General features: G+C 71.0%; 14 protein-coding genes. 10 read left to right on the top strand and 4 right to left on the bottom strand.

Annotated elements, in window-relative coordinates; genetic code table 11:
- Positions 1–4 precede the first annotated feature (4 nt).
- The 3 genes from JGU66_15755 to nhaA form a co-directional block, all read right to left on the bottom strand.
- Entirely contained in the window at positions 5–460 is a 456-nt protein-coding gene (locus JGU66_15755; protein MBJ6762228.1) for a hypothetical protein, read from the bottom strand.
- Between the two features lie 143 nt (positions 461–603).
- Positions 604–2,289: an AarF/ABC1/UbiB kinase family protein gene (locus JGU66_15750; protein ID MBJ6762227.1), complete on the bottom strand. Its 1,686-nt coding sequence runs from the start codon at positions 2,287–2,289 to the stop codon at positions 604–606.
- Complete coding sequence (gene nhaA, locus JGU66_15745) at positions 2,286–3,653, bottom strand: Na+/H+ antiporter NhaA (protein ID MBJ6762226.1); 1,368 nt, start codon at positions 3,651–3,653, stop codon at positions 2,286–2,288. Before nhaA ends, JGU66_15750 begins: the two co-directional genes overlap by 4 nt.
- Positions 3,654–3,803: 150 nt before the next feature.
- On the opposite strand from nhaA, the gene mutS reads away from it, so the two are divergent.
- From mutS to JGU66_15720, 5 genes are all read left to right on the top strand, one after another.
- Entirely contained in the window at positions 3,804–6,587 is a 2,784-nt protein-coding gene (gene mutS / locus JGU66_15740; GenBank protein ID MBJ6762225.1) for a DNA mismatch repair protein MutS, read from the top strand.
- Positions 6,588–6,602: 15 nt separating this feature from the next.
- Positions 6,603–7,373 carry a DUF3592 domain-containing protein gene (locus JGU66_15735; protein MBJ6762224.1) on the top strand — a complete coding sequence of 257 codons (771 nt, stop codon included), beginning with the start codon at positions 6,603–6,605 and terminating at the stop codon, positions 7,371–7,373.
- An 84-nt stretch (positions 7,374–7,457) separates the two neighbouring features.
- Entirely contained in the window at positions 7,458–9,236 is a 1,779-nt protein-coding gene (locus tag JGU66_15730; protein ID MBJ6762223.1) for an N-acetylmuramoyl-L-alanine amidase, read from the top strand.
- A 170-nt stretch (positions 9,237–9,406) separates the two neighbouring features.
- Positions 9,407–10,576 carry an FIST C-terminal domain-containing protein gene (locus JGU66_15725; GenBank protein MBJ6762222.1) on the top strand — a complete coding sequence of 390 codons (1,170 nt, stop codon included), beginning with the start codon at positions 9,407–9,409 and terminating at the stop codon, positions 10,574–10,576.
- Positions 10,577–10,594: 18 nt separating this feature from the next.
- The gene (locus JGU66_15720; protein ID MBJ6762221.1) at positions 10,595–12,283 is read left to right on the top strand and encodes a response regulator; all 1,689 of its coding nucleotides are present in this window, start codon (positions 10,595–10,597) and stop codon (positions 12,281–12,283) included.
- A gap of 10 nt (positions 12,284–12,293) precedes the next feature.
- On the opposite strand, the gene JGU66_15715 is transcribed toward JGU66_15720, so the two are convergent.
- Positions 12,294–13,667, bottom strand: coding sequence for a hypothetical protein (locus tag JGU66_15715; protein ID MBJ6762220.1), 1,374 nt, complete (start codon positions 13,665–13,667; stop codon positions 12,294–12,296).
- Positions 13,668–13,847: 180 nt separating this feature from the next.
- Here JGU66_15715 and JGU66_15710 point away from each other — a divergent pair, with 180 nt between their 5' ends.
- The 5 genes from JGU66_15710 to JGU66_15690 all read left to right on the top strand — a co-directional run bounded on the left by JGU66_15710 (position 13,848) and on the right by JGU66_15690 (position 18,860).
- The gene (locus JGU66_15710; GenBank protein MBJ6762219.1) at positions 13,848–14,744 is read left to right on the top strand and encodes a LysR family transcriptional regulator; all 897 of its coding nucleotides are present in this window, start codon (positions 13,848–13,850) and stop codon (positions 14,742–14,744) included.
- Positions 14,745–14,763: 19 nt separating this feature from the next.
- Positions 14,764–15,618, top strand: coding sequence for an urease accessory protein UreD (locus tag JGU66_15705; protein ID MBJ6762218.1), 855 nt, complete (start codon positions 14,764–14,766; stop codon positions 15,616–15,618).
- A gap of 84 nt (positions 15,619–15,702) precedes the next feature.
- On the top strand, positions 15,703–16,473 hold the full coding sequence (gene ureA / locus JGU66_15700; protein MBJ6762217.1) for an urease subunit gamma: 771 nt from the start codon (positions 15,703–15,705) through the stop codon (positions 16,471–16,473).
- The gene (ureC, locus tag JGU66_15695; protein ID MBJ6762216.1) at positions 16,470–18,185 is read left to right on the top strand and encodes an urease subunit alpha; all 1,716 of its coding nucleotides are present in this window, start codon (positions 16,470–16,472) and stop codon (positions 18,183–18,185) included. Before ureA ends, ureC begins: the two co-directional genes overlap by 4 nt.
- A 12-nt stretch (positions 18,186–18,197) precedes the next feature.
- Positions 18,198–18,860 (top strand): urease accessory protein UreF, encoded by a 663-nt coding sequence (locus JGU66_15690; protein ID MBJ6762215.1) that lies wholly within the window; start codon positions 18,198–18,200, stop codon positions 18,858–18,860.
- The last annotated feature ends 11 nt before the right edge of the window (positions 18,861–18,871 follow it).

Here is an 18,871-nt window from a genome sequence, read left to right as displayed (position 1 = left end):
CCGCTCATGGCGCACCGGCCTTGCCAGCGGTCAGCCACGCGGAGAGGCAGGCCACCTGCGCGGAGCTGAGCGCCTGGCCTCCCTGGGGCATGCGCACGCCGCACGACGGCTCCGCGCCCAGCTTCTGGAGGAAGTACGAGCCGGCCGGATTGCTCGAGTCCGCGAGGGGGCGCTGCTGGCCGCAGCTCGTGGTCGTCGTGGTGAACAAGCGCCCGGGAAGGCCCGCGGCCTCCAGGTCCAGGTCTCCCAGCTTCGACGCTGTCGAGTGACAGCTCAGGCACTGGCTCTGGATGATGCTTTGCGCGGTGGTTCCGCTGGGGCACCCGGTGCTCTCCCCGGTGAAGCGCTCGGGGTCATCGAGGGCGCCGGCACAGCCAGCGGTGAAGGAGAACCCCAGGGCGAGCAGCACGGTCGCCAGCGGAGTATGGGACGGACGGCGGGCAGGAGCGTTCGCGAACAAGTCGGCCATCTTGGAAGGGAAGGGAAACGGGGCTTCAGCCTAGCCCGGCGCCCTGCGCGACGCAGCCCCCAACACGCACGGGACGCATGTGTCACGCGCACGCGAAGCCACCCGGGTCCGCCGCGCTTCGGGTGGGGCGTTGACTACCGGTGCTTCTTGGTGAGCCACCGGCTGACGCTGACCTTCCCCAGTCGCCCGCCAAACAGGTACCAGGTGATGGCCGCGCCAAAGAGCGCCGCCGCGAAGGCGATGCCCACCACGCCGAGCACGGGGACATTGCCGTACATGGGCGGGCGGGGCGCGAAGGCGATGAAGGCTCCGACGATGAAGCCACAGGCGCACAGGCCGAGGAAGGCGATGACGGCCGCGCTGCGCAGGTTCTCGTTGAGCTTGTCGAACTGCTCGGCGCGCACGTTGACGCTGAACTTGCCGGACTCCAGGTCCAGGAGGATCTGCGACAGCTGCGTGGGCAGGTCCTGCGCCAGCGACTGGAAGCGCAGGAGCGTGCGCATCAGCCCGCCCTGGAGCTGCGTCGGGTCGTACCGGCCGGCGAGCAGCTCCTTGGCGTAGGGGAGCGCGACCTCCAGGATGTTCAGCTCCGGGTAGAGGCCGCGCAGCATGCCCTCGGTGGAGATGGAGGCGCGCGAGAGCAGCGCGTACTCCTTGGGGATGCGGATGCGATACTTGACGGCCAGATCCAGCAGGTCGCGCAGGAGCGTGCGCGCGTCCACCTGACCCAGCGTGGTGGGCAGGTGCTGGCCGAGGATGCCCTCGATGTCGTTGCGGAAGCCCACCAGGTTGGCCCGCGCGTCGGGGACGCCCACCCGGTAGAGGATGCGCGCCACCGAGTCGCTGTCCTTCAGCGCCACCGCGAGGCACAGCATGACGAGCGTCTCCTGCATGGGGCGCGTGAGCCGGCCCACCACGCCGAAGTCGAGCAGCGCGAGCCGGTGGTCCTCCATGAGCAGGATGTTCCCGGGGTGGGGATCGCCATGGAACAGCCCGTCGTCGAAGAGCTGCCGGAAGCTGGCCTCCACGATGTTCTGCGCGAGCTGCTTGCGCACCGGCTCGGAGAGCTGGGACGGGTTGACCTTCACGCCGCGGATGAACTCCAGCGTGAGCACCGTGCGGCTGGACAGCTCCGAGTACACGCGCGGAATCTTCAGGTACGGCCGCTCGCGGTGGTTCTCCAGGAACGCGCGGATGTTGGTGGCCTCGTTGACGAAGTCCAGCTCCTCGTGGATGGCGCGGTCGAACTCGTCCACGATGCCGCTGGGCGTGTAGATGCCCGTCTCCTCCACCACGGCCTCGAGCAGCCTCGCCAGCGAGCGCAGCACGCCCAGGTCCGAGTCGATCTGCGCGGCGATGCCCGGCCGCTGCACCTTCACCACCACCTCCTCGCCCTCGAGCGTCACCGCGCGGTGCACCTGCGCGATGGAGGCCGCGGCCAGCGGGGTGGGATCGATCTGCGCGAACAGCTCCGCGGCGTCCTTGCCCAGCGAGCCGCGAATCTGCGCGTGCACCTCGGCGAGCGGGATGGGCTCGACGTGGTCCTGGAGCGTGGCCAGCTCCTCCACGTACTCGGCGGGCAGCAGGTCCGCGCGCGTGGAGAGGACCTGCCCCAGCTTGATGAAGGTGGGGCCCAGGTCCGCCAGCAGCATGCGGAAGCGCCGGGCCGTGGACGCGCGCTGCGCCTCCGGCGACACCTCCACCTTCTCCTTGCGGCCGAGCATCCGCCACAGCCCGGCGCGCTCCGCCACCTCGCCGAAGCCGTGGCGCGCGGCGATGACGGTAATCTGACGGACGCGGTTGAGGTCCTGGAGGATCATTCGGAAGACGCCACGGCGCGGGAGGGCTTCGTCACGAAGCGCAAGAGAACGTAGCCCACCACGCCGGACAGGAGCGAGCCCAGGAGGATGCCCAGCTTCGCCTCGGTCAAGAGCACGGGCTGCGTGGGGAAGGCGAGGCCCGCGACGAACAGGGCCACCGTGAACCCGATTCCCGCCACCACCGAGACGCCGTGGATCTGCCCCGCGCTCGCGTTGCCCGGCGCGCTGGACACCCCCAGCTTCAGCGCGACCCAGGTGAACGTGAAGATGCCCACCTGCTTGCCCACGAAGAGCCCGAAGAACACGCCGAGGGTGAGCGGAGACAGCAGCTCCTCACGGCCCATGCCCGCCAGGCTGATGCCCGAGTTGGCCAGGGCGAACAGCGGCACGATGCCGAACGCCACCCAGCGGTGCCACAGGTGCTCGAAGCGGTTGAGCGGCGGCTCGATGTCCTCCAGCGCCTCCTCGATGTGGAGGATCTGGGCGCCCCGGCGCGTCTCGTCCTCGGGCTCGCTCACGCACGCGCGGAGGTAGGCCTGCAGCTCCTCCAGCACGTCGCGCCCGCGTCGCGTGGGGCGCGCGGGGATGCACAGGCCCAGCACCACGCCCGAGAGCGTCGCGTGGATGCCTCCATGGTGCATGCAGTACCAGAGCGCCGCGCCCGCCAGCGCGTAGGCCACGCCCCAGCGGACGGAGAAGGCGTTGAAGGCCAGCAGCACGAGCACCACGCCCGCCGCCGCGAGCAGCCACGCGGCGTGCAGGCCCGTGCCGTAGAAGAGGGCGATGACGAGGATGCCGCCGATGTCATCGAAGATGGCCAGCGCGGTGAGGAACACCACGAGGCCGTGGCCCACGCGCTGCTTCACCAGCGTGAGGCAGCCGATGGCGAACGCGATGTCCGTGGCCATGGGGATGGCCCAGCCGCTCTGGGCCGGCGTGCCCGCGTTGAAGGCGAGGTAGACGAGCGCGGGGACGATCATTCCGCCCATCGCGGCGATGAGCGGCAGCACCGCGCGCGAGAACGTGCGCAGCTCACCTGAGGACAGCTCGCGTTTGATCTCCATCCCCACGAGGAAGAAGAACACCGTCATCAACCCGTCGTTGATGAACTCGCGGAAGGTGAAGTGGCCCTCGGCACCGGCGATCGACAGGGAGAGGGGCGCATCGAAGACGGCCGTGTACGTGTCCGCCCACGGGGAGTTGGCCCAGACCAGCGCGGCCAGCGCACACAGGGCCAGCAGGATGCCGCTGCTCGCCTCCAGCCGGAAGAAGGCCTGCAAGGGAGCGAGCGCCACCCGGAACAACGCCGGCACGGGGGGCGGGGGTCGTGGCGCAGGAGCGGGAGTCGTGGGGGGCGTCGCCATCGCGCCGCCCAGCCTGCCGAGTGCGCGGCGCCCGGGGAATCGTTTTCGGTGAGGCTCGCGGCGAAATGTCGGGAGGCGGTGGTATGGGAACGCGGCGGGTAGGGCTCGCGTTCGTTGATCCACGGGTGGGGGCATGCGAGAAGGGCGGGGATGGCCGTGACGCAGCAGGCGAAGACAGCGAAGGCACCAGCGGTGGAGCCCTCCGAGGAGGAGACCTCGGACGTCGGAAACCCGTCGGGCGAGCAGCCCGCGGGCGCGAGGGAAATCGCCTCGCTCACCCCGATGATGCGCCAGTACCTGGAGCTGAAGGCGCTCCACCCCGACACCGTGCTCTTCTTCCGGCTCGGGGACTTCTACGAGATGTTCTTCGAGGACGCGATCCGCGCCTCGGAACTGCTCCAGATCACCCTGACCGCCCGGGCCAAGGGCTCGGACAAGGTGCCCATGTGCGGGGTGCCGTACCACTCGGCGCGCCGCTACATCGCGCGGCTGGTGGAGCACGGCCTCAAGGTGGCCATCTGCGAGCAGGTGGAGGCACCGGGCACCGGGCCGGGCATCGTCCGGCGCGAAGTGACCCGCGTCATCACCCCCGGCATGGTGCTGGACGAGGAGGTGCTCGAGCCCCAGGCGAGCAACTTCCTGGCCGCGCTCTGCTGGAACGAGCAGGGCTTCGGGGCCGCGCTGCTGGAAGCCTCCACGGGCGAGTTCCTCTCCCTGGAAGCGGCGACGCTGTCCGAGGTGGTGGAGGGGCTGTCGCGCGTGGATCCGCGCGAGCTGCTGGTGCCGGAAGGCAAGCGCGAGGCCCCCGAGGTGACGCAGGTCTGCCAGCGGCTGTCGCGGATGCCCGCGGTGGCGGAGGGCGAGGCCGCGTCGTTCGAGCCCACGCGCGCCTCCGCCTTCCTGCGCGCGCACTTCGCGGTGCAGTCGCTGGCCGCCTTCGGGTTGGACGGCGCGCCTCTGGCCATGGGGGCCGCGGGCGCCGCGCTGCGCTACCTGAAGGACACCCAGAAGACTCCGGCCGCGCACGTGGATCGGCTGAGCCGCGTGGAGCGCTCGGGTCAGCTCCTCATGGACGAGTCCTCGCGGGGCAACCTGGAGGTGCTCAAGAGCCTGCGGGACGGAGGGCGGCGCGGCTCGCTGCTGGGCGTGTTGGACAGGACCGCGACGGGGCTCGGGGCGCGCAAGCTGGCCCGGTGGCTGGCGGCGCCGCTGTCCTCGCTGCCGGAGATCCACGCGCGATTGGACTCCGTGGAGGAGCTGTCCCAGCGCGGCGTGTGGCGCGAGGAGCTCACCGGCATCCTCAAGGAAGTGGGCGACCTGGAGCGGCTGTGCGGCCGTCTGTCGCTGGGCGCGGGCAACGCGCGCGACCTGCGGGCGCTGGGCCTGTCGTTGCTTCAGCTGCCTCGGCTGGGGACCGCGTTGGCGCGCTGCCAGTCCGGGCTGCTCCAGTCCCTGGCGGGGCCGCTGGGCGCGCTGCCCGAGCTGGCGTCGCTGCTCGCGCGCGCGGTGGCGGACGAGCCGCCCGTGACGCTGAAGGACGGTGGCCTCATCCGGCCCGGCTTCCACGCCGAGCTGGACAAGCTGGTCGCCCTGTCCACCTCCGGCAAGGACGTGCTGCTGCAGATCGAGCAGCGCGAGCGGGAGCGCACCGGCATCAGCTCACTCAAGGTGCGGTTCAACAGGGTGTTCGGCTACTACCTGGAGGTCACCAAGTCGAACCTGCACCTCGTGCCCAAGGACTACATCCGCAAGCAGACGACGGTGGGCTCCGAGCGCTTCGTCACCCCGGAACTGAAGGAGTACGAGGAGCAGGTGCTCACCGCCGAGGAGCGGCGGGGCGTGCTGGAGCTCCAGCTCTTCGAGGAGCTGCGTGCCCAGGTGGTGGCCGCGGCGCCGCGGATCCGCTCGGCGGCCGAGGCGGTGGCCACGGCGGACGCGCTGCTGTCGTTCGCGCGCTGCGCGGCGGAGTACGGCTATGCCCGCCCGGAGGTGGACACGTCCGAGGGGATGGTCATCACCGGCGGACGTCACCCCGTGGTGGAGCGCATGCTGGGGGCGGGGGAGTCCTTCGTTCCCAATGACATCCGGTTGGATCCGCAGGACGCGCAGCTGCTCGTCATCACCGGCCCCAACATGGCGGGCAAGAGCACGGTGATGCGGCAGGTGGCGCTCACCGCGCTGATGGCACAGGCCGGCTCGTTCGTGCCCGCGAAGGCGGCGCGCATCGGGCTGTGCGACCGCATCTTCACGCGCGTGGGCGCGGCGGACAATCTGGCGCGTGGTCAGTCCACCTTCATGGTGGAGATGACCGAGACGAGCCACATCCTCCACCACGCCACCCGTCGCAGCCTCATCATCCTGGATGAGATTGGCCGCGGCACGTCCACGTTCGACGGGCTCTCCATCGCGTGGGCGGTGGCGGAGCACCTGCACGACAAGGTGGGCGCGCGCACGCTGTTCGCCACGCACTACCACGAGCTGGTGGACCTGGCGCGCGAGCGGCCTCGGGTGAAGAACCTCTGCGTCGCGGTGAAGGAGCAGGGCGGCAAGGTCATCTTCCTGCGCAAGCTCATCGCGGGCGGAGCCAGCCGCTCCTACGGCATCGAGGTGGCGAAGCTCGCCGGCCTTCCTCCCGAGGTGGTGACGCGCGCCCGGGAGCTGCTCCAGAACCTGGAGTCGGGAGAGCTGGACGAGGCGGGCCGTCCCCGCGTGGCGGTTCGTCAGCCCCCCGCGCGACGTGCGGCGCCAGCGGCCGGGGTGTCCACCGGGCAGCTCGGGCTGTTCGGCGCGGAGCCCGCGCCCATGGCGGCCGCTCCCGCTCCAAACCCCCTGCACCAGAAGGTCGTGGAGGCGCTCCAGGCGGCGGCCATCGAGCGGATGACGCCGCTGGATGCGCTCAACCTGCTCGCGAAGCTCCAGCGCGACCTGGGGTAGTCTCCCCGGTCGCCCATGCGACTCGCGATTCCCCATGCCCCTCGGCGCGTGCGTCTGACCCAGGTCCCCGGCGCCGTGGGGCGGCTGGTGCGCGGCGTCGTGGTGGGCCTGGTCCTCATGGGCGGGGTGGCGGCCGGAGTGGGCTGGGCCGGTCGCTACTTCGTGGAGGAGCAGGCCTTCGCCGCGCGGGCCGAGGAGGTGGAGGCCCGGGTGGCTCGCAGCCACTCTCCGCCCCCGGCCGAGCGCGAGGGCGCGGAGGGCACCCTGGATGTCCTCTACACCTACGCGCGGATGGAGCACGCCATCACCGGCGTGCGGACCTTCGCGGCCTCCGCCGCGGAGATGGGGCCGGGCGCTCGGGTGATGCTGTTGGTGGACCCACGCCAGCCGGATCGCCCTCGCGAGGCGCGGTTCGCCCGGGCCCTGGCGTCACGGGTGGGGTGGCTGCCCTGGGGCCTGGCCGTGGGCGCGCTCCTGGCGGCGGGCGTCCTCGGGTGGGAGCTGCGGCGCTTGTGGCGCGCGGAGGTGGAGCCGCTGCGGCTGGGCGCCCTGGTGTGGCTCACCGTGGAGGAGCCCCTGCCTCGCACGCGCGCCGAGGTCGTCTTCCCCGCGCACTATTTCCGGCAAGACGTGAAACACGATGTCCGCGCTCGGGCTCGGCCGGGCCGCGCGCCGGTGCGCAACGGGGAGAAGGTCCTGGCGGCGGTGGTGCCTCGACAGCCCGGGTGGTGCCGCGTCATCGACGAGGACCTGGCGCGCACGTTGGGGTGGGTGGGGGCGCACTGAGGGCCCCATCGCGGGGGCCGAAAATTTGCCGGGGTGTGGGGGCCGTGTGACACACGCATGTAGCTCCATGGTCCGGAGGACCTCATGTCCGTGCGCCTGTCCCACCTCGTCCTGCCCGTGTTGCTGTTGCTCGCCCCGCGCGCATCCGGGGCCAGCAAGCGCGACGAGGCCGAGGCCGCGTACCAGCAGGCGCGTCGGGCCTACTACTCGCTGAAGGACGATGCCGCGCGGCGGAAGCTGCGCCACCACTGGCTCAACGTGACGGCCCGCTTCGAGGCCGTGGCCGCGCGCTACCCCAAGAGCGACCGCGCGCCGGACGCGCTCTTCACCGCCGCCGAGCTGCTCCAGGAGCTGAGCCGCATCTCCTTCGTCGAGGGCGACCTCCAGTCGGCCATCGCGGACTACACGAAGCTCTTGGAGGCGCACCCGAAGCACCGGCTCGCGGACGACGCGGCGCTGGCGCTCGCGCGCATCGACCTGAACCGGCTGGACAAGCCGGAGGCCGCGCGCCGCGTGCTGACCGAGGCGCTCTCCACCAACCCCAAGAGCGATCAGGCCAAGGAGCTGCGCGAGCTGCTCGCCACGCTGCCGCCCCCGCCCAAGCCGGCGCCCACGAAGTCCAGCCCGAAGTCCACGCCCGCGGCCCGCACCACCCCGGACATCACCGTGGCCGAGGCCCCTGTCGCCGAGCGCTCCGCGCTGGTGGAGGCCGTGACGAAGCTGGCGCGCGAGCCGTCGCCCATGATTCCCCGCCTGGATCCGTCCACCGAGGGCGTGAAGGAGGCCTCCAGCGCGCCCGCGAAGGACATGCATCCGTCGCGCGAGCCGTCCGCTCCGGCCGTGGCCTCGGCCAAGGACACCAGGCCCGCCAGCGAGCCCGTCGCGAAGTCCGAGCCGGCCGTCGCCAAGGCCGAGCCTGCGTCGAAGCCCGAGCCCACGAAGCCCGAGTCCATCGCCAAGGCGGAGTCCGCCACCAAGCCCGAGCCCGCCCGTGAGACGCCGTCGGGTCGCGCGGTCGCGTCCAGGTCCGAGGCGCGCAAGGAGCCCGTGTTCGAGTCCGAGCCGCCGCGCCCCGTGACGGCGCCGGTGGATGAGCGCGTGGCCCAGGCCCGCCTCAAGGCCGTGGCCCGTCAGTCCAAGAGCGCCGAGCTGACCCTGGCCGAGCAGCTGGGGCTGAAGGTCCGCCGTGTCGTCATCGACCCGGGCCATGGCGGTCACGACCCCGGCTCCATGGGCAAGGGGGGCACGCGCGAGAAGGACGTGGCGCTGTCCATCTCGAAGAAGCTGGCGGCGGAGCTGCGCGAGCGCGGGCTGGAGGTCCTCCTGACGCGCGAGGACGATCGCTTCATCCGCCTGGAGGACCGCGCGAAGTTCGCCAATGAGCAGCACGGCGATCTCTTCATCTCGGTGCACTGCAACTCGGCGGTGAGCCGCAAGCTGCGCGGCATCGAGACGTACACGCTCAACACCTCGGCGGACCGCTACTCCATCCGGTTGGCCGCGCGCGAGAACGCGTCCTCGGAGAAGGGCATCGGCGACCTCCAGTTCATCCTCGCGGACCTGGCGACCAAGGCGAACACCGAGGAGTCCTCGCGGCTGGCCATGCAGGTGCAGAAGAGCCTCGTGTCCAACCTCTCGCCCAAGTACGGCGGCATCAAGGACCTGGGCCACAAGGAGGCCCTCTTCTACGTGCTGCTCGGCGCGAAGATGCCGGCCATCCTGGTGGAGACCGCCTTCATCTCCAACGCGGAGGAGGAGGAGCGCCTCGCGTCGGACGGCTACCAGGAGGCCGTGGCGCAGTCCATTGCCCACGGTGTCGAGGAGTTCCTCGGCGACCGCAGCCGCGTGGCCAAGGTGGACTGACGAGCCAGGGCACTCGGGGGACGTGGGAGTGCACTGAACCGGACAGGCGCTGATAACCAGACTAGTTGGCAAGCCCCTCCATGGCGTATGGACGAGGGGGCGCCGACTGGCGCTCCGATGCGGCCCCAGCCGAGACCGTGCTCCACGATCCGCAGCCGACGGGTGCTCCCGTGACTGAATCCGCCGTCGTTCACTCGAACGCGTTGGGTGCCGCCGAGGCGGCGCGCGAGCTGTGCGAACGGTTGGAGCAGGCCCTGCCAGGAGGGGCCCCGGACGCGCTCGTCGTCTTCGCCTCGCCCGCGTATGAGCAACCCGCCTTGTTGCGCGCCCTGCATGACGCGCTCTCGCCGAGTGCGCTCATCGGCGCCTCGTCCGCCGGCGAGTTTGCCTCGGGGATGCGAGGTTCAGGTCGGGTGTGCGCACTGGCGCTGCGCTCCTCGGTGATGGCCTTCCACGCGGGAATCGGTCGAGGCCTCGCGGGGAATCGCGCGGGCGCGGCGCGAGAGCTGGTGTCGTCCTTCCGCGGGCTGGCCCAGGGCTCGTACGCACATCGCACGGCGCTGCTCTTCACGGACGCATTGTCGGGCGAGACGGACGACCTGGTGAGTCAGCTCACCCTGGCCACCTCGGGCAGCTACCAGTTCTTCGGGGGCGCCGCGGGAGACGACGCGCGCTTCCAGCAGACCTCGGTCTTCTTTGGCGCCGAGGTGCTCACGGATGCGGTGGTGGGGCTGGAGATGCTCTCGCATGCGCCCGTGGGCGTGGGGGTAGGTCACGGGTGGGAAGTGGCCTCGCGCCTGATGCGTGTGACGGCCGCGGAAGGGCGGCGGCTCATCAGCCTCAACGGCCTGCCCGCGCTCCAGGTGTTCGAGCAGCACGCGGAGGAGACGGGCCAGCGCTTCCTCCTCACGGGCCCCGACCGATTCTTCCTGCACAACCTGCTGGGCATCGAGACCGCGACCGGCCAATCCCTCTTGCGGGTGCCGCTCGCGGCGCGGCCGGACGGCTCCATCGTCTGCGCGTCCGAGGTGCCCGTGGGCTCGAAGGTGCATCTGATGCGCACGACGGTGGACGCGGCCGTCGAGGCGACGACGTGGGCCACGCGACAGGCGCTGAGTGCCCTGCGCGGACATCCGGCCCAGGTGGCGCTGTTCTTCGATTGCGTCGCGTCCCGCCTGCGGATGGGCGAGGCGTTCGGGCAGGAGCTGGGCGCCTTGGCCGCGCAGCTCGGCAAGGCGGAGTACGTGGGGTGCAACACCCACGGGCAGATTGTCCGCGCGCCGGGCCAGTTCAACGGCTTCCACAACTGCACGGCCGTGGTGTGCGTCTTGCCTGGCTAGCACGGGGATTCTCGCACCATGCCCGCATCGCTGGCGCTCAGGCTCTGCTGTCAGCTCGCGGTCCCCCAGACCCGAGCCGACGCGGCGGCGGCGCTCGCTCGCGAGCTGGGGGCCGAGCACTGTCTGGTGTTCATCCTCGATGACGAAGTGGAGGCGTTCGTCCCCGCGCCCGGCTTCCCGCAGACGCTCCCGGGCGGCCCCGCGTGGAGCAGTCTCCTGGAGCGCTGCCGGACGCCCGGCCTGCACCTGGGCGACGTCGCCTATCCCTCGCCGGAACACATGACGCGAGCGCGCGTCTGGAGCCTCTCCGAGGGGCTGTTGTTCATGTTGCTGGGGGGCGAGCCACGCCCCATCGAGCCCGACGCCCTGGCGCTGCCATTGCTGGCCACGGCGCTGCGCGCGGAGAGCGCGAACACGCAGACCCAGCGACAGCTCACCGCGGAGCGCGAGAGCGCGCGGCACGCCACCGCGTTGGCGACCGCGCTGGACAAGGCGCGATGGGAGCTGGAGGCCGTGCTCGCCGAATCCGATCGGCTGAACCGGGAACTCGCCGCGGCGGCGCAGGAGCGCACCGCGCTGCTGGCGAGCGAGCAGTCCGCGAGCCGGGCCAAGGATGAGTTCCTGGCCATGCTCGGCCACGAGCTGCGCAATCCGCTGGCCCCCATCGTCACCGCGCTTCAGCTCCTCAAACTGCGCGGTGGGCCGACGCAGCCGCGAGAACTCTCCGTCATCGAACGACAGGTGACGCACCTGGGGCAGCTCGTCGACGACCTGCTCGATGTCTCGCGCATCACCCGGGGCGTGGTGGTGCTCAAGCGCGCGCGCGTCGAGCTGTCCGTCGTCGCGCACAAGGCGGTGGAGATGGCGGGGCCGCTGCTGGAGCAGCACCGTCACCGCCTCACGGTGAACGTGCCCGAGCACGGACTCTTGCTCGACGCGGACGAGCGCCGCATGGCGCAGGTGCTCTCCAACCTCCTCACCAACGCCGCGCGCTACACCCCGCCGGGCGGAGAGGTGTCGCTGACCGCCGCGAGGGAGGGCGCGCGCATCGTCGTGCGCGTGCGCGACAACGGCATGGGCATCGAGCCGTCGATGCTCCGTCGCATCTTCGACCTGTTCGTCCAGGGCGAGCGCTCGAAGGACCGAGGTGGCCTGGGGCTGGGCCTGTGCATCGTGAGCAACCTGGTCACGCTGCACGGGGGCTTCGTGGAGGCGCGGAGCGCGGGGCTCGGGATGGGCAGTGAGTTCGTGGTGGATCTGCCCGCCGCGCAGCTCCACGTCGCGGAGGAGCCCGCGCAGACATCACCGACCTGGGGACGTCCGCCCCTGCGGGCCAAGGGCACCCGCGTCCTCGTCGTCGACGACAACGAGGACGCGGCCGAACTCCTCACGGAGGCCCTGCGCCTGCACGGCTACGAGGTGGCGTGCTGCAACGACGGGCCGGGCGCGCTCGAGGCCGTGGGCCGCTTCGCGCCTGACGTCGCCATCCTCGACATCGGGTTGCCGGTGATGGACGGCGTCGAGCTGGCCCGACGCCTTCGCGGGCGCGCGGACCTCCCGCGCCTGCGTCTCATCGCCGCGACCGGATACGGTCAGGAGGCCGATCGCGCGCTCACGCGGGAGGCGGGCTTCGAGCACCACCTGGTGAAGCCCATCCGCGTGGCCTCATTGGTGGAGCTGATTGAAGGCGCGCCAGAGGCCGCGTGAGTCGCGAGGCTCACGAGTCGTAGCCGTAGTGCCCGGACAGCACGATGACCTTGTGGCTCGCCGGGTAGTACAGGACGGCCCACGCGCCGAACTGGTGGCAGTTCTGGCACGACTCCGGCTGCGTGGAGATCCACGCCTGCACCTCGCCGCCGCCCCCGAAGGCATCCAGCGCGGCGAGCAGCGCGGCGCCATCGCCGTAGTAGTTCTGCGTGAAGAAGACGCTCTGGCTCAGGCCCGCGCGGTTGGTGAAGGTGCCGTCCTCGATCGGGGGCTGGCCCTGGTTCTCGGCCAGCTTCGCCATGATGGTCTGGATGGGCGTCGGATCCGCGAAGCAGCTCGGGGTGCTGTAGGTCGTCATGGCGTTGAGCGAGTGCCACGCGCCGTTGTTCGAGCCCGCGTTCCACGCCGTGCGCGCCGGCTCCAGCGACGAGCCGTCGATGGGCGACAGCGTCAGCGGCGGCAGCGGGTTCACCTGGCAGGCGCTCACGTAGAGGCAGCTGGTGACCTGGCGGTACTTGCCACAGGCCGAGAAGTCCACGGTGCCCGCGGGCTGCGCGTGGACACAGTCATAGACGGGCTGCTGGCAGCCCGGCTCCGGCCACACGTCGTAGGCATCGCCCGTGGTCAGCGCCAGGCTCACCACGCGCGCGACCAGCCGCGCCGTCTTGGACGCCGTCGCGCCGCCCGGCAGCGCGGCGGTGAAGGTGAGCGGCACGGTGTGCGGGTCGATGGCCTGGTGCAGCGCCGTGTAGGACCAGTCGAGCTGGAAGGTGTCCGCGTCCACGCGGCTGACCGCGGGCGCCCCGTCCGGAGCGGTGACCGTCAGGCCGTCCGCGAGCACACCGGCGCTGCCGCGGTAGTCGATGTCGTTGGTGCCGTTGCGCACGTAGTAGGGCGTGACGGTGGAGTCCACCCAGATGGAGTCGTCGCCCCGGAAGTCATAGAACTGGGGCGCGACCTCGATGCGCGCGGTGTACTGCGTGGGCGTGCCCGTGAAGGTGTTGATGAGGATGAACAGCGGCAGGCCGGACAGCACGCTGTTGAGCTCGTGGCCCTCGTGCAGGACGATCTCGAAGCGGCGCTCGCTGATGACGTGCGCATCGCCGAAGGCGTCATCCGGGACGAAGCTGAGGACGCTGTTCACATAGCGGTTGGCCGTGGCGCGCAGCACGAGCGCGCGAACGCCGTCGCGCTGCTCGAACGTGCCGAGCGTCTCGAAGCTCAGGTTGTGGGCGCCCAGCTCCGCGTACAGCCGGGTGGGCACCGTCACCGCGCCCGTGCTCGTGCCCGTCTCCTGGGCGGGGGGAGGGGGCGTCGGCGCATCCGTGCCGGAGCAGGCCGGCGCGGCGAGGGCGAGGAGTGAAGCGAGGGCGAGATGTTTCATGTGCGGGGACTCCAGGTGTGAACTCCAGGTGTGAACTCTAGGAGAGGTCAGTATCGTGCACATTCGCTGTAATAGCGGTGCCGATGGTGAAACGAGAGTGTCACGTCGGAGGTGCTCGCACGGGAAGGACGGGGTGCGTAGTGTGTGTGCGTGGCCGCGCGACCGCCCTTGTTGGATGACATGTTGCTGTTCTCGGAGGTGGTGGCCACGGGTGGAATCACGGCCGCGGCCGAGCGCCTGGGGTTGCGCAAGTCGACGGTGAGCCGGCGGCTCGCGGCGCTGGAGGAGCGGTTGGGCATCCGGCTGGTGGAGCGCAACACGCGCCGGCTGCGGCTCACGGAGGCGGGGCGCGAGTACCACCTGCAATGCGCGCGGCTCGTCGCCGAGGCGCAAGAGGTGAACCGGGCGGTGAGCGAGGCGCGCGGCTCGGCGCGAGGGACGCTGCGGTTGGCGACGCTGTCGCTCTTGGGTGAGTTGTTGACCCCGCTCATCGCGGAGTTCCTGGTGCGTCAGCCGCAGATGCGTGTGGAGGTGTCGCTGGCCCAGGCGCACGTGGATCTCATCGCCGAGGAATATGACCTAGCGCTGCGCACGGGGCCGCTCGCGGATTCATCGCTCGTGGCAAGGCGCTTGGGTCGCCTGCGCACCGGGTACTACGCCAGCCCCGCGTACTTGCGCCGGCAAGGCACGCCGCGCCAGCCGGATGAGCTGCGGCGCCACGCGTGTGTCGTTCTGGCGGAGCCTGGGACCGAAGAGGTGTGGTTCTTTGGGGAGGGCAAGGGGGCTCGGACCGTGCCCGTCACGGGACGGCTGCGCGTGGCCAGCGTGCGTGCGGGGCAGATCGCCGCGCGGGCGGGCCTGGGCGTGGTGCGTTTGCCCGCGTCGCTCGTGGCGGAGGACGTGCGGGCGGGGCAGCTCGCGCCGGTGCTGGAGGACGTGACGCCGCCGGGCATCCCGGTGTTCGCGGTCTACCCGAGCAGCCGCCAGCTTCCGCTCAAGGTGCGCGCCTTCCTCTCGCTGTTGGCCGAGCGCGGCGCCGAGCTGCCGTGGGATGCAAGAGAGGCCGACGCAAGCTGACTCCCTGCGAGGTGCTTGGATGGCGAGGCGAATCGAAGACGTGGAGTCGGGACCGCCGCGCGCGACGGGACGCGCGGGCATGGCGCGCCTGGGCTTCGAGCGCTGTGGCGAGCGCACCATCGTGCGCACCGCGCTCGCGCACAGTCCGCTGAGACTGCTCACGCCTCGCAACCATGGCCATGCCGCGTGGGTCTACAGCAGCACGCTGGGCGGTGGGCTGGTGGATGGGGACGTTCTGCGCCTGGAGTTGGAGGTCGGGCCCGGTGCCTCGGCGCTCCTGGCCAGTCAGGGCGCCAATCGCGTGTATCGCTCGCCGTCGGGTTGCGGGAGCGAGGTGCGAGCTCGGGTGGAGGAGGGGGCCTTGCTGGCGCTCACTCCCGACCCCACCGCGTGCTTCGAGGGCGCGCGCTACGCCCAGCTCACGGACGTGCGGCTGGCGCGAACCGCGTCGCTCGCGCTGACGGAAGTCTTCACCTCGGGCCGCAGCGCGCGGGGGGAACGGTGGGCCTTCGCGCGCCAGTCCTCCACGGTGCGCGTCTTCGTGGAGGACCGAGCGCTCCTGGATGAGTGTTGGCTATTGGACCCCGCGCACGGCCCGGTCGCGGAGCGGATGGGGCGCTTCGAGGCGCTCGCGACGGTGGTGCTGGTGGGGCCCGCGACGGAAGGCGCGAGAGCACGGCTGTCGCGTGACTTCGCCTCGGAGCGCGTGACGCCTCGCTCGAACCTCGTTCGTTCGGCGAGCCCGCTGGGGGAGTCGGGCCTGCTGTTGCGCGCGGCGGCGGTGTCCGTGGAGGCGCTTCAGGGCGCCGTGCGCACGTGGCTGGACTTCCTGCCGGAGGGGCTGGGGGACGACCCCTGGGCGCGGCGGGTGTGAGCGTCGTGCTGGTGGCCGCACGGACGCGGAACTAGGGTAGCGCGCCGCTGGCACATCGCTGCGCGCCGTTCGGGAGTTGGGCTCATGCACCTGTCCCCACGAGACGTCGACAAGCTGTTGCTGCATCAAGCGGGCTTCCTCGCGCAGAAGCGGCTCGCGCGCGGCCTGAGGCTGAGCTACCCGGAGGCCGTCGCGCTCATTGCCACTCAGTTGCTGGAGTTCATCCGTGACGGGAAGAGCGTGGCCGAGTTGATGAACCTGGGGCGGGGCCTGCTGGGGCGCGCGCAGGTGATGGACGGCGTGCCGGAGATGCTGGTCGAGGTGCAGGTGGAGGGCACGTTCGCGGATGGCTCGAAGCTGGTGACCGTGCACCACCCGGTGGAGGCGGACCACGGTGACCTCGAGCTGGCGCTTCATGGCAGCTTCCTTCCAGTGCCTGCGCGCGAGCGCTTCCCGTGGCCCGTGGCCTCCGCGGAAGGTCCCCCCGGAGAGGTGCGCACGGCGCCGGGAGAGATTGTCCTGAACGCGGGCCGCGAGCAGGTGTCGCTCGTCGTCACGCACCGAGGAGATCGTCCCATTCAAGTGGGCAGTCACTACCCCTTCTTCGAGACGAACCGTGCGCTGGTGTTCGACCGGGCGCGGGCCTACGGACACCGCTTGGACATCCCCGCGGGCACCGCGGTGCGCTTCGAGCCAGGGGAGCGCAAGACGGTGCGGCTGGTACCCATCGCGGGCGCGCGCATCGTGCAGGGTGGCAACGCGTTGGGGAGCGGAGAGGTGACGCCCGAGGGGCTGGAGCGCGCCATGGCCCAGGTGCGCTCGCGCGGCTTCGGTCACGAGGAGGAGCAGTCATGAGCCGGGGAATCGATCGCCGTCACTACGCGGACATGTTCGGGCCCACCACGGGCGACCGCGTGCGGCTGGGCGACACCGGCCTGTGGGCCGAGGTGGAGCGCGACGCCACCGTCTACGGAGACGAGTGCAAGTTCGGTGGAGGCAAGGTCCTGCGCGAGGGCATGGGGCAGCGCGCGGGGACGGGCGACGCGGATGCGCTCGATTGCGTCATCACCAACGCGCTCATCCTGGACTGGACCGGCATCTACAAGGCGGACATCGGCATCAAGGCGGGGCGGATCAGCGCCATTGGCAAGGCGGGCAACCCGGATGTCATGGCGGGCGTGACGCCGGGCATGGTGGTGGGGGTCACCACCGAGGCCATCTCCGCGGAAGGCCTCATCGTCACGGCCGGCGGGTTGGACACGCACATCCATTTCATCTGCCCGCAGCAGGCGGACGAGGCGCTCGCCAGCGGCATCACCACCTGGGTGGGCGGAGGCACGGGGCCCGCGACGGGCAGCAAGGCGACCACGTGCACGCCGGGCGCGTGGAACCTGCGCCGGATGCTCCAGTCCACGGACTCGCTGCCGCTCAACATCGGGCTGACGGGGAAGGGGAACACGTCGCTGCCGCAGGGCCTGCTGGAGCAGATCCGCGCGGGCGCCATCGGCCTGAAGCTTCACGAGGATTGGGGCACCACTCCCGCCGCCATCGACACGTGCCTGAGCGTGGCCGAGGGCGAGGACATCCAGGTCACCATCCACACGGACACGCTCAACGAGTCGGGCTACGTGGACGATTCGCTCGCGGCCTTCCGTGGGCGCACCATCCACACGTACCACTCGGAGGGCGCGGGCGGCGGACACGCGCCGGACATCATCCGCGTGTGCGGCGTGGAGCACGTGCTGCCCAGCTCGACGAACCCCACGCGGCCGTACACGGTGAACACGCTGGATGAGCACCTCGACATGCTCATGGTGTGTCACCACCTGGATACGGAGATTCCCGAGGACGTGGCGTTCGCGGAGAGCCGCATCCGGGGCGAGACGATCGCCGCGGAGGACATCCTCCACGACCTGGGGGCCATCAGCATGATGTCCTCGGACAGTCAGGCGATGGGGCGCGTGGGCGAGGTCATCTGCCGCACCTGGCAGACGGCGCACAAGATGCGCGAGCAGCGCGGGCGCCTGGGTGAAGAGCGAGGCGACAACGACAACCTGCGCATTCGTCGCTACGTGGCCAAGTACACCATCAACCCCGCCATCGCCCACGGGCTGTCGCATGACGTGGGCTCGGTGGAGGTGGGGAAGCTGGCGGACCTGGTCCTGTGGCGTCCCGCGTTCTTCGGCATCCGTCCGGAGCTGGTGCTCAAGGGCGGGCTCACCGCGTGGGCGCAGATGGGAGACGCGAACGCATCCATCCCCACGCCGCAGCCGTACCTCATGCGTCCGATGTTCGGCGCGCGCGGACGCGCGGTGGGCGCCACCAGCGTGGCCTTCGTGTCGGCGCGCGCGCTGTCCGAGGGGCGATTGGACGAACTCGGGTTGACCAAGCACCTGTCCGCGGTGCGGCGCTGCCGGGGCCTGACCAAGCGCGACATGCGGCTCAACGATGCGCTGCCTCACCTGACGGTGGACCCAGAGACCTACGAGGTCCGCGCCGACGGCGAGCTGCTGCGCTGCGAGCCGGCCGTGCGCCTTCCGCTCACGCAGCGCTACTCGTTGTTCTGAGAGGCACGGGCCTTGGGCACTTCCTGGCGCGTGTTGCAGCTCGCGGACTCCGGCTTTCCCACGGGGGGCTTCGCGCACTCCGGTGGACTGGAGGCAGCGGTCCAGCAGGGCGAGGTGCGCGGCGCCGACGGCATGCGGCGCTTCGTGCGCGAGCTGCTGTGGCAGGCCGGCCTGGGAGGCCTCCCCTTGGTGAACGAGGCGCACGCGGACCCCACCGCGCTGCCGCGCCTGGACGCGCGCGCGGACAGCTTCCTCTCCAACCACATGGCCCATCGCGCGAGCCGCACGCAGGGCCGCGCGTTCCTGGACACCTGTGCCCGCATCTTCCCGGAGACCGTCGCGCCGCTGCGCGAGGCCGCGCGAGCCCAGGGACTGCGATGCCACCATGCGCCGCTGTTCGGCGCGGTGCTGCGGGTGTTGGAGGTGGATGCGGATGACACGCGGCGCCTCTTCCTCTCATTGACGCTGCGAGGCGCGCTGTCCGCGGGCGTGCGGCTGGGCATCATCGGCACGCACGAGTCGCACCAGCTCCAGCATGAGAGTGCGCCACGACTCGACGCGGTGTTGGCGCAATGCGCGGACCTGGGCGTGGCGTCGCTGGCGCAGCCTTCGCCGGTGTTGGACCTGCTCGGCTCGACGCACGACCGACTCTATTCGAGGCTCTTCCTGTCCTGAGGTGAGGCGAC

The organism is Myxococcaceae bacterium JPH2 (genome assembly GCA_016458225.1).
GTDB lineage: Bacteria > Myxococcota > Myxococcia > Myxococcales > Myxococcaceae > Citreicoccus.
The sequence above is the reverse complement of the archived record's forward strand: the minus strand, read 5'-3'. Positions and strand labels throughout refer to the sequence as shown.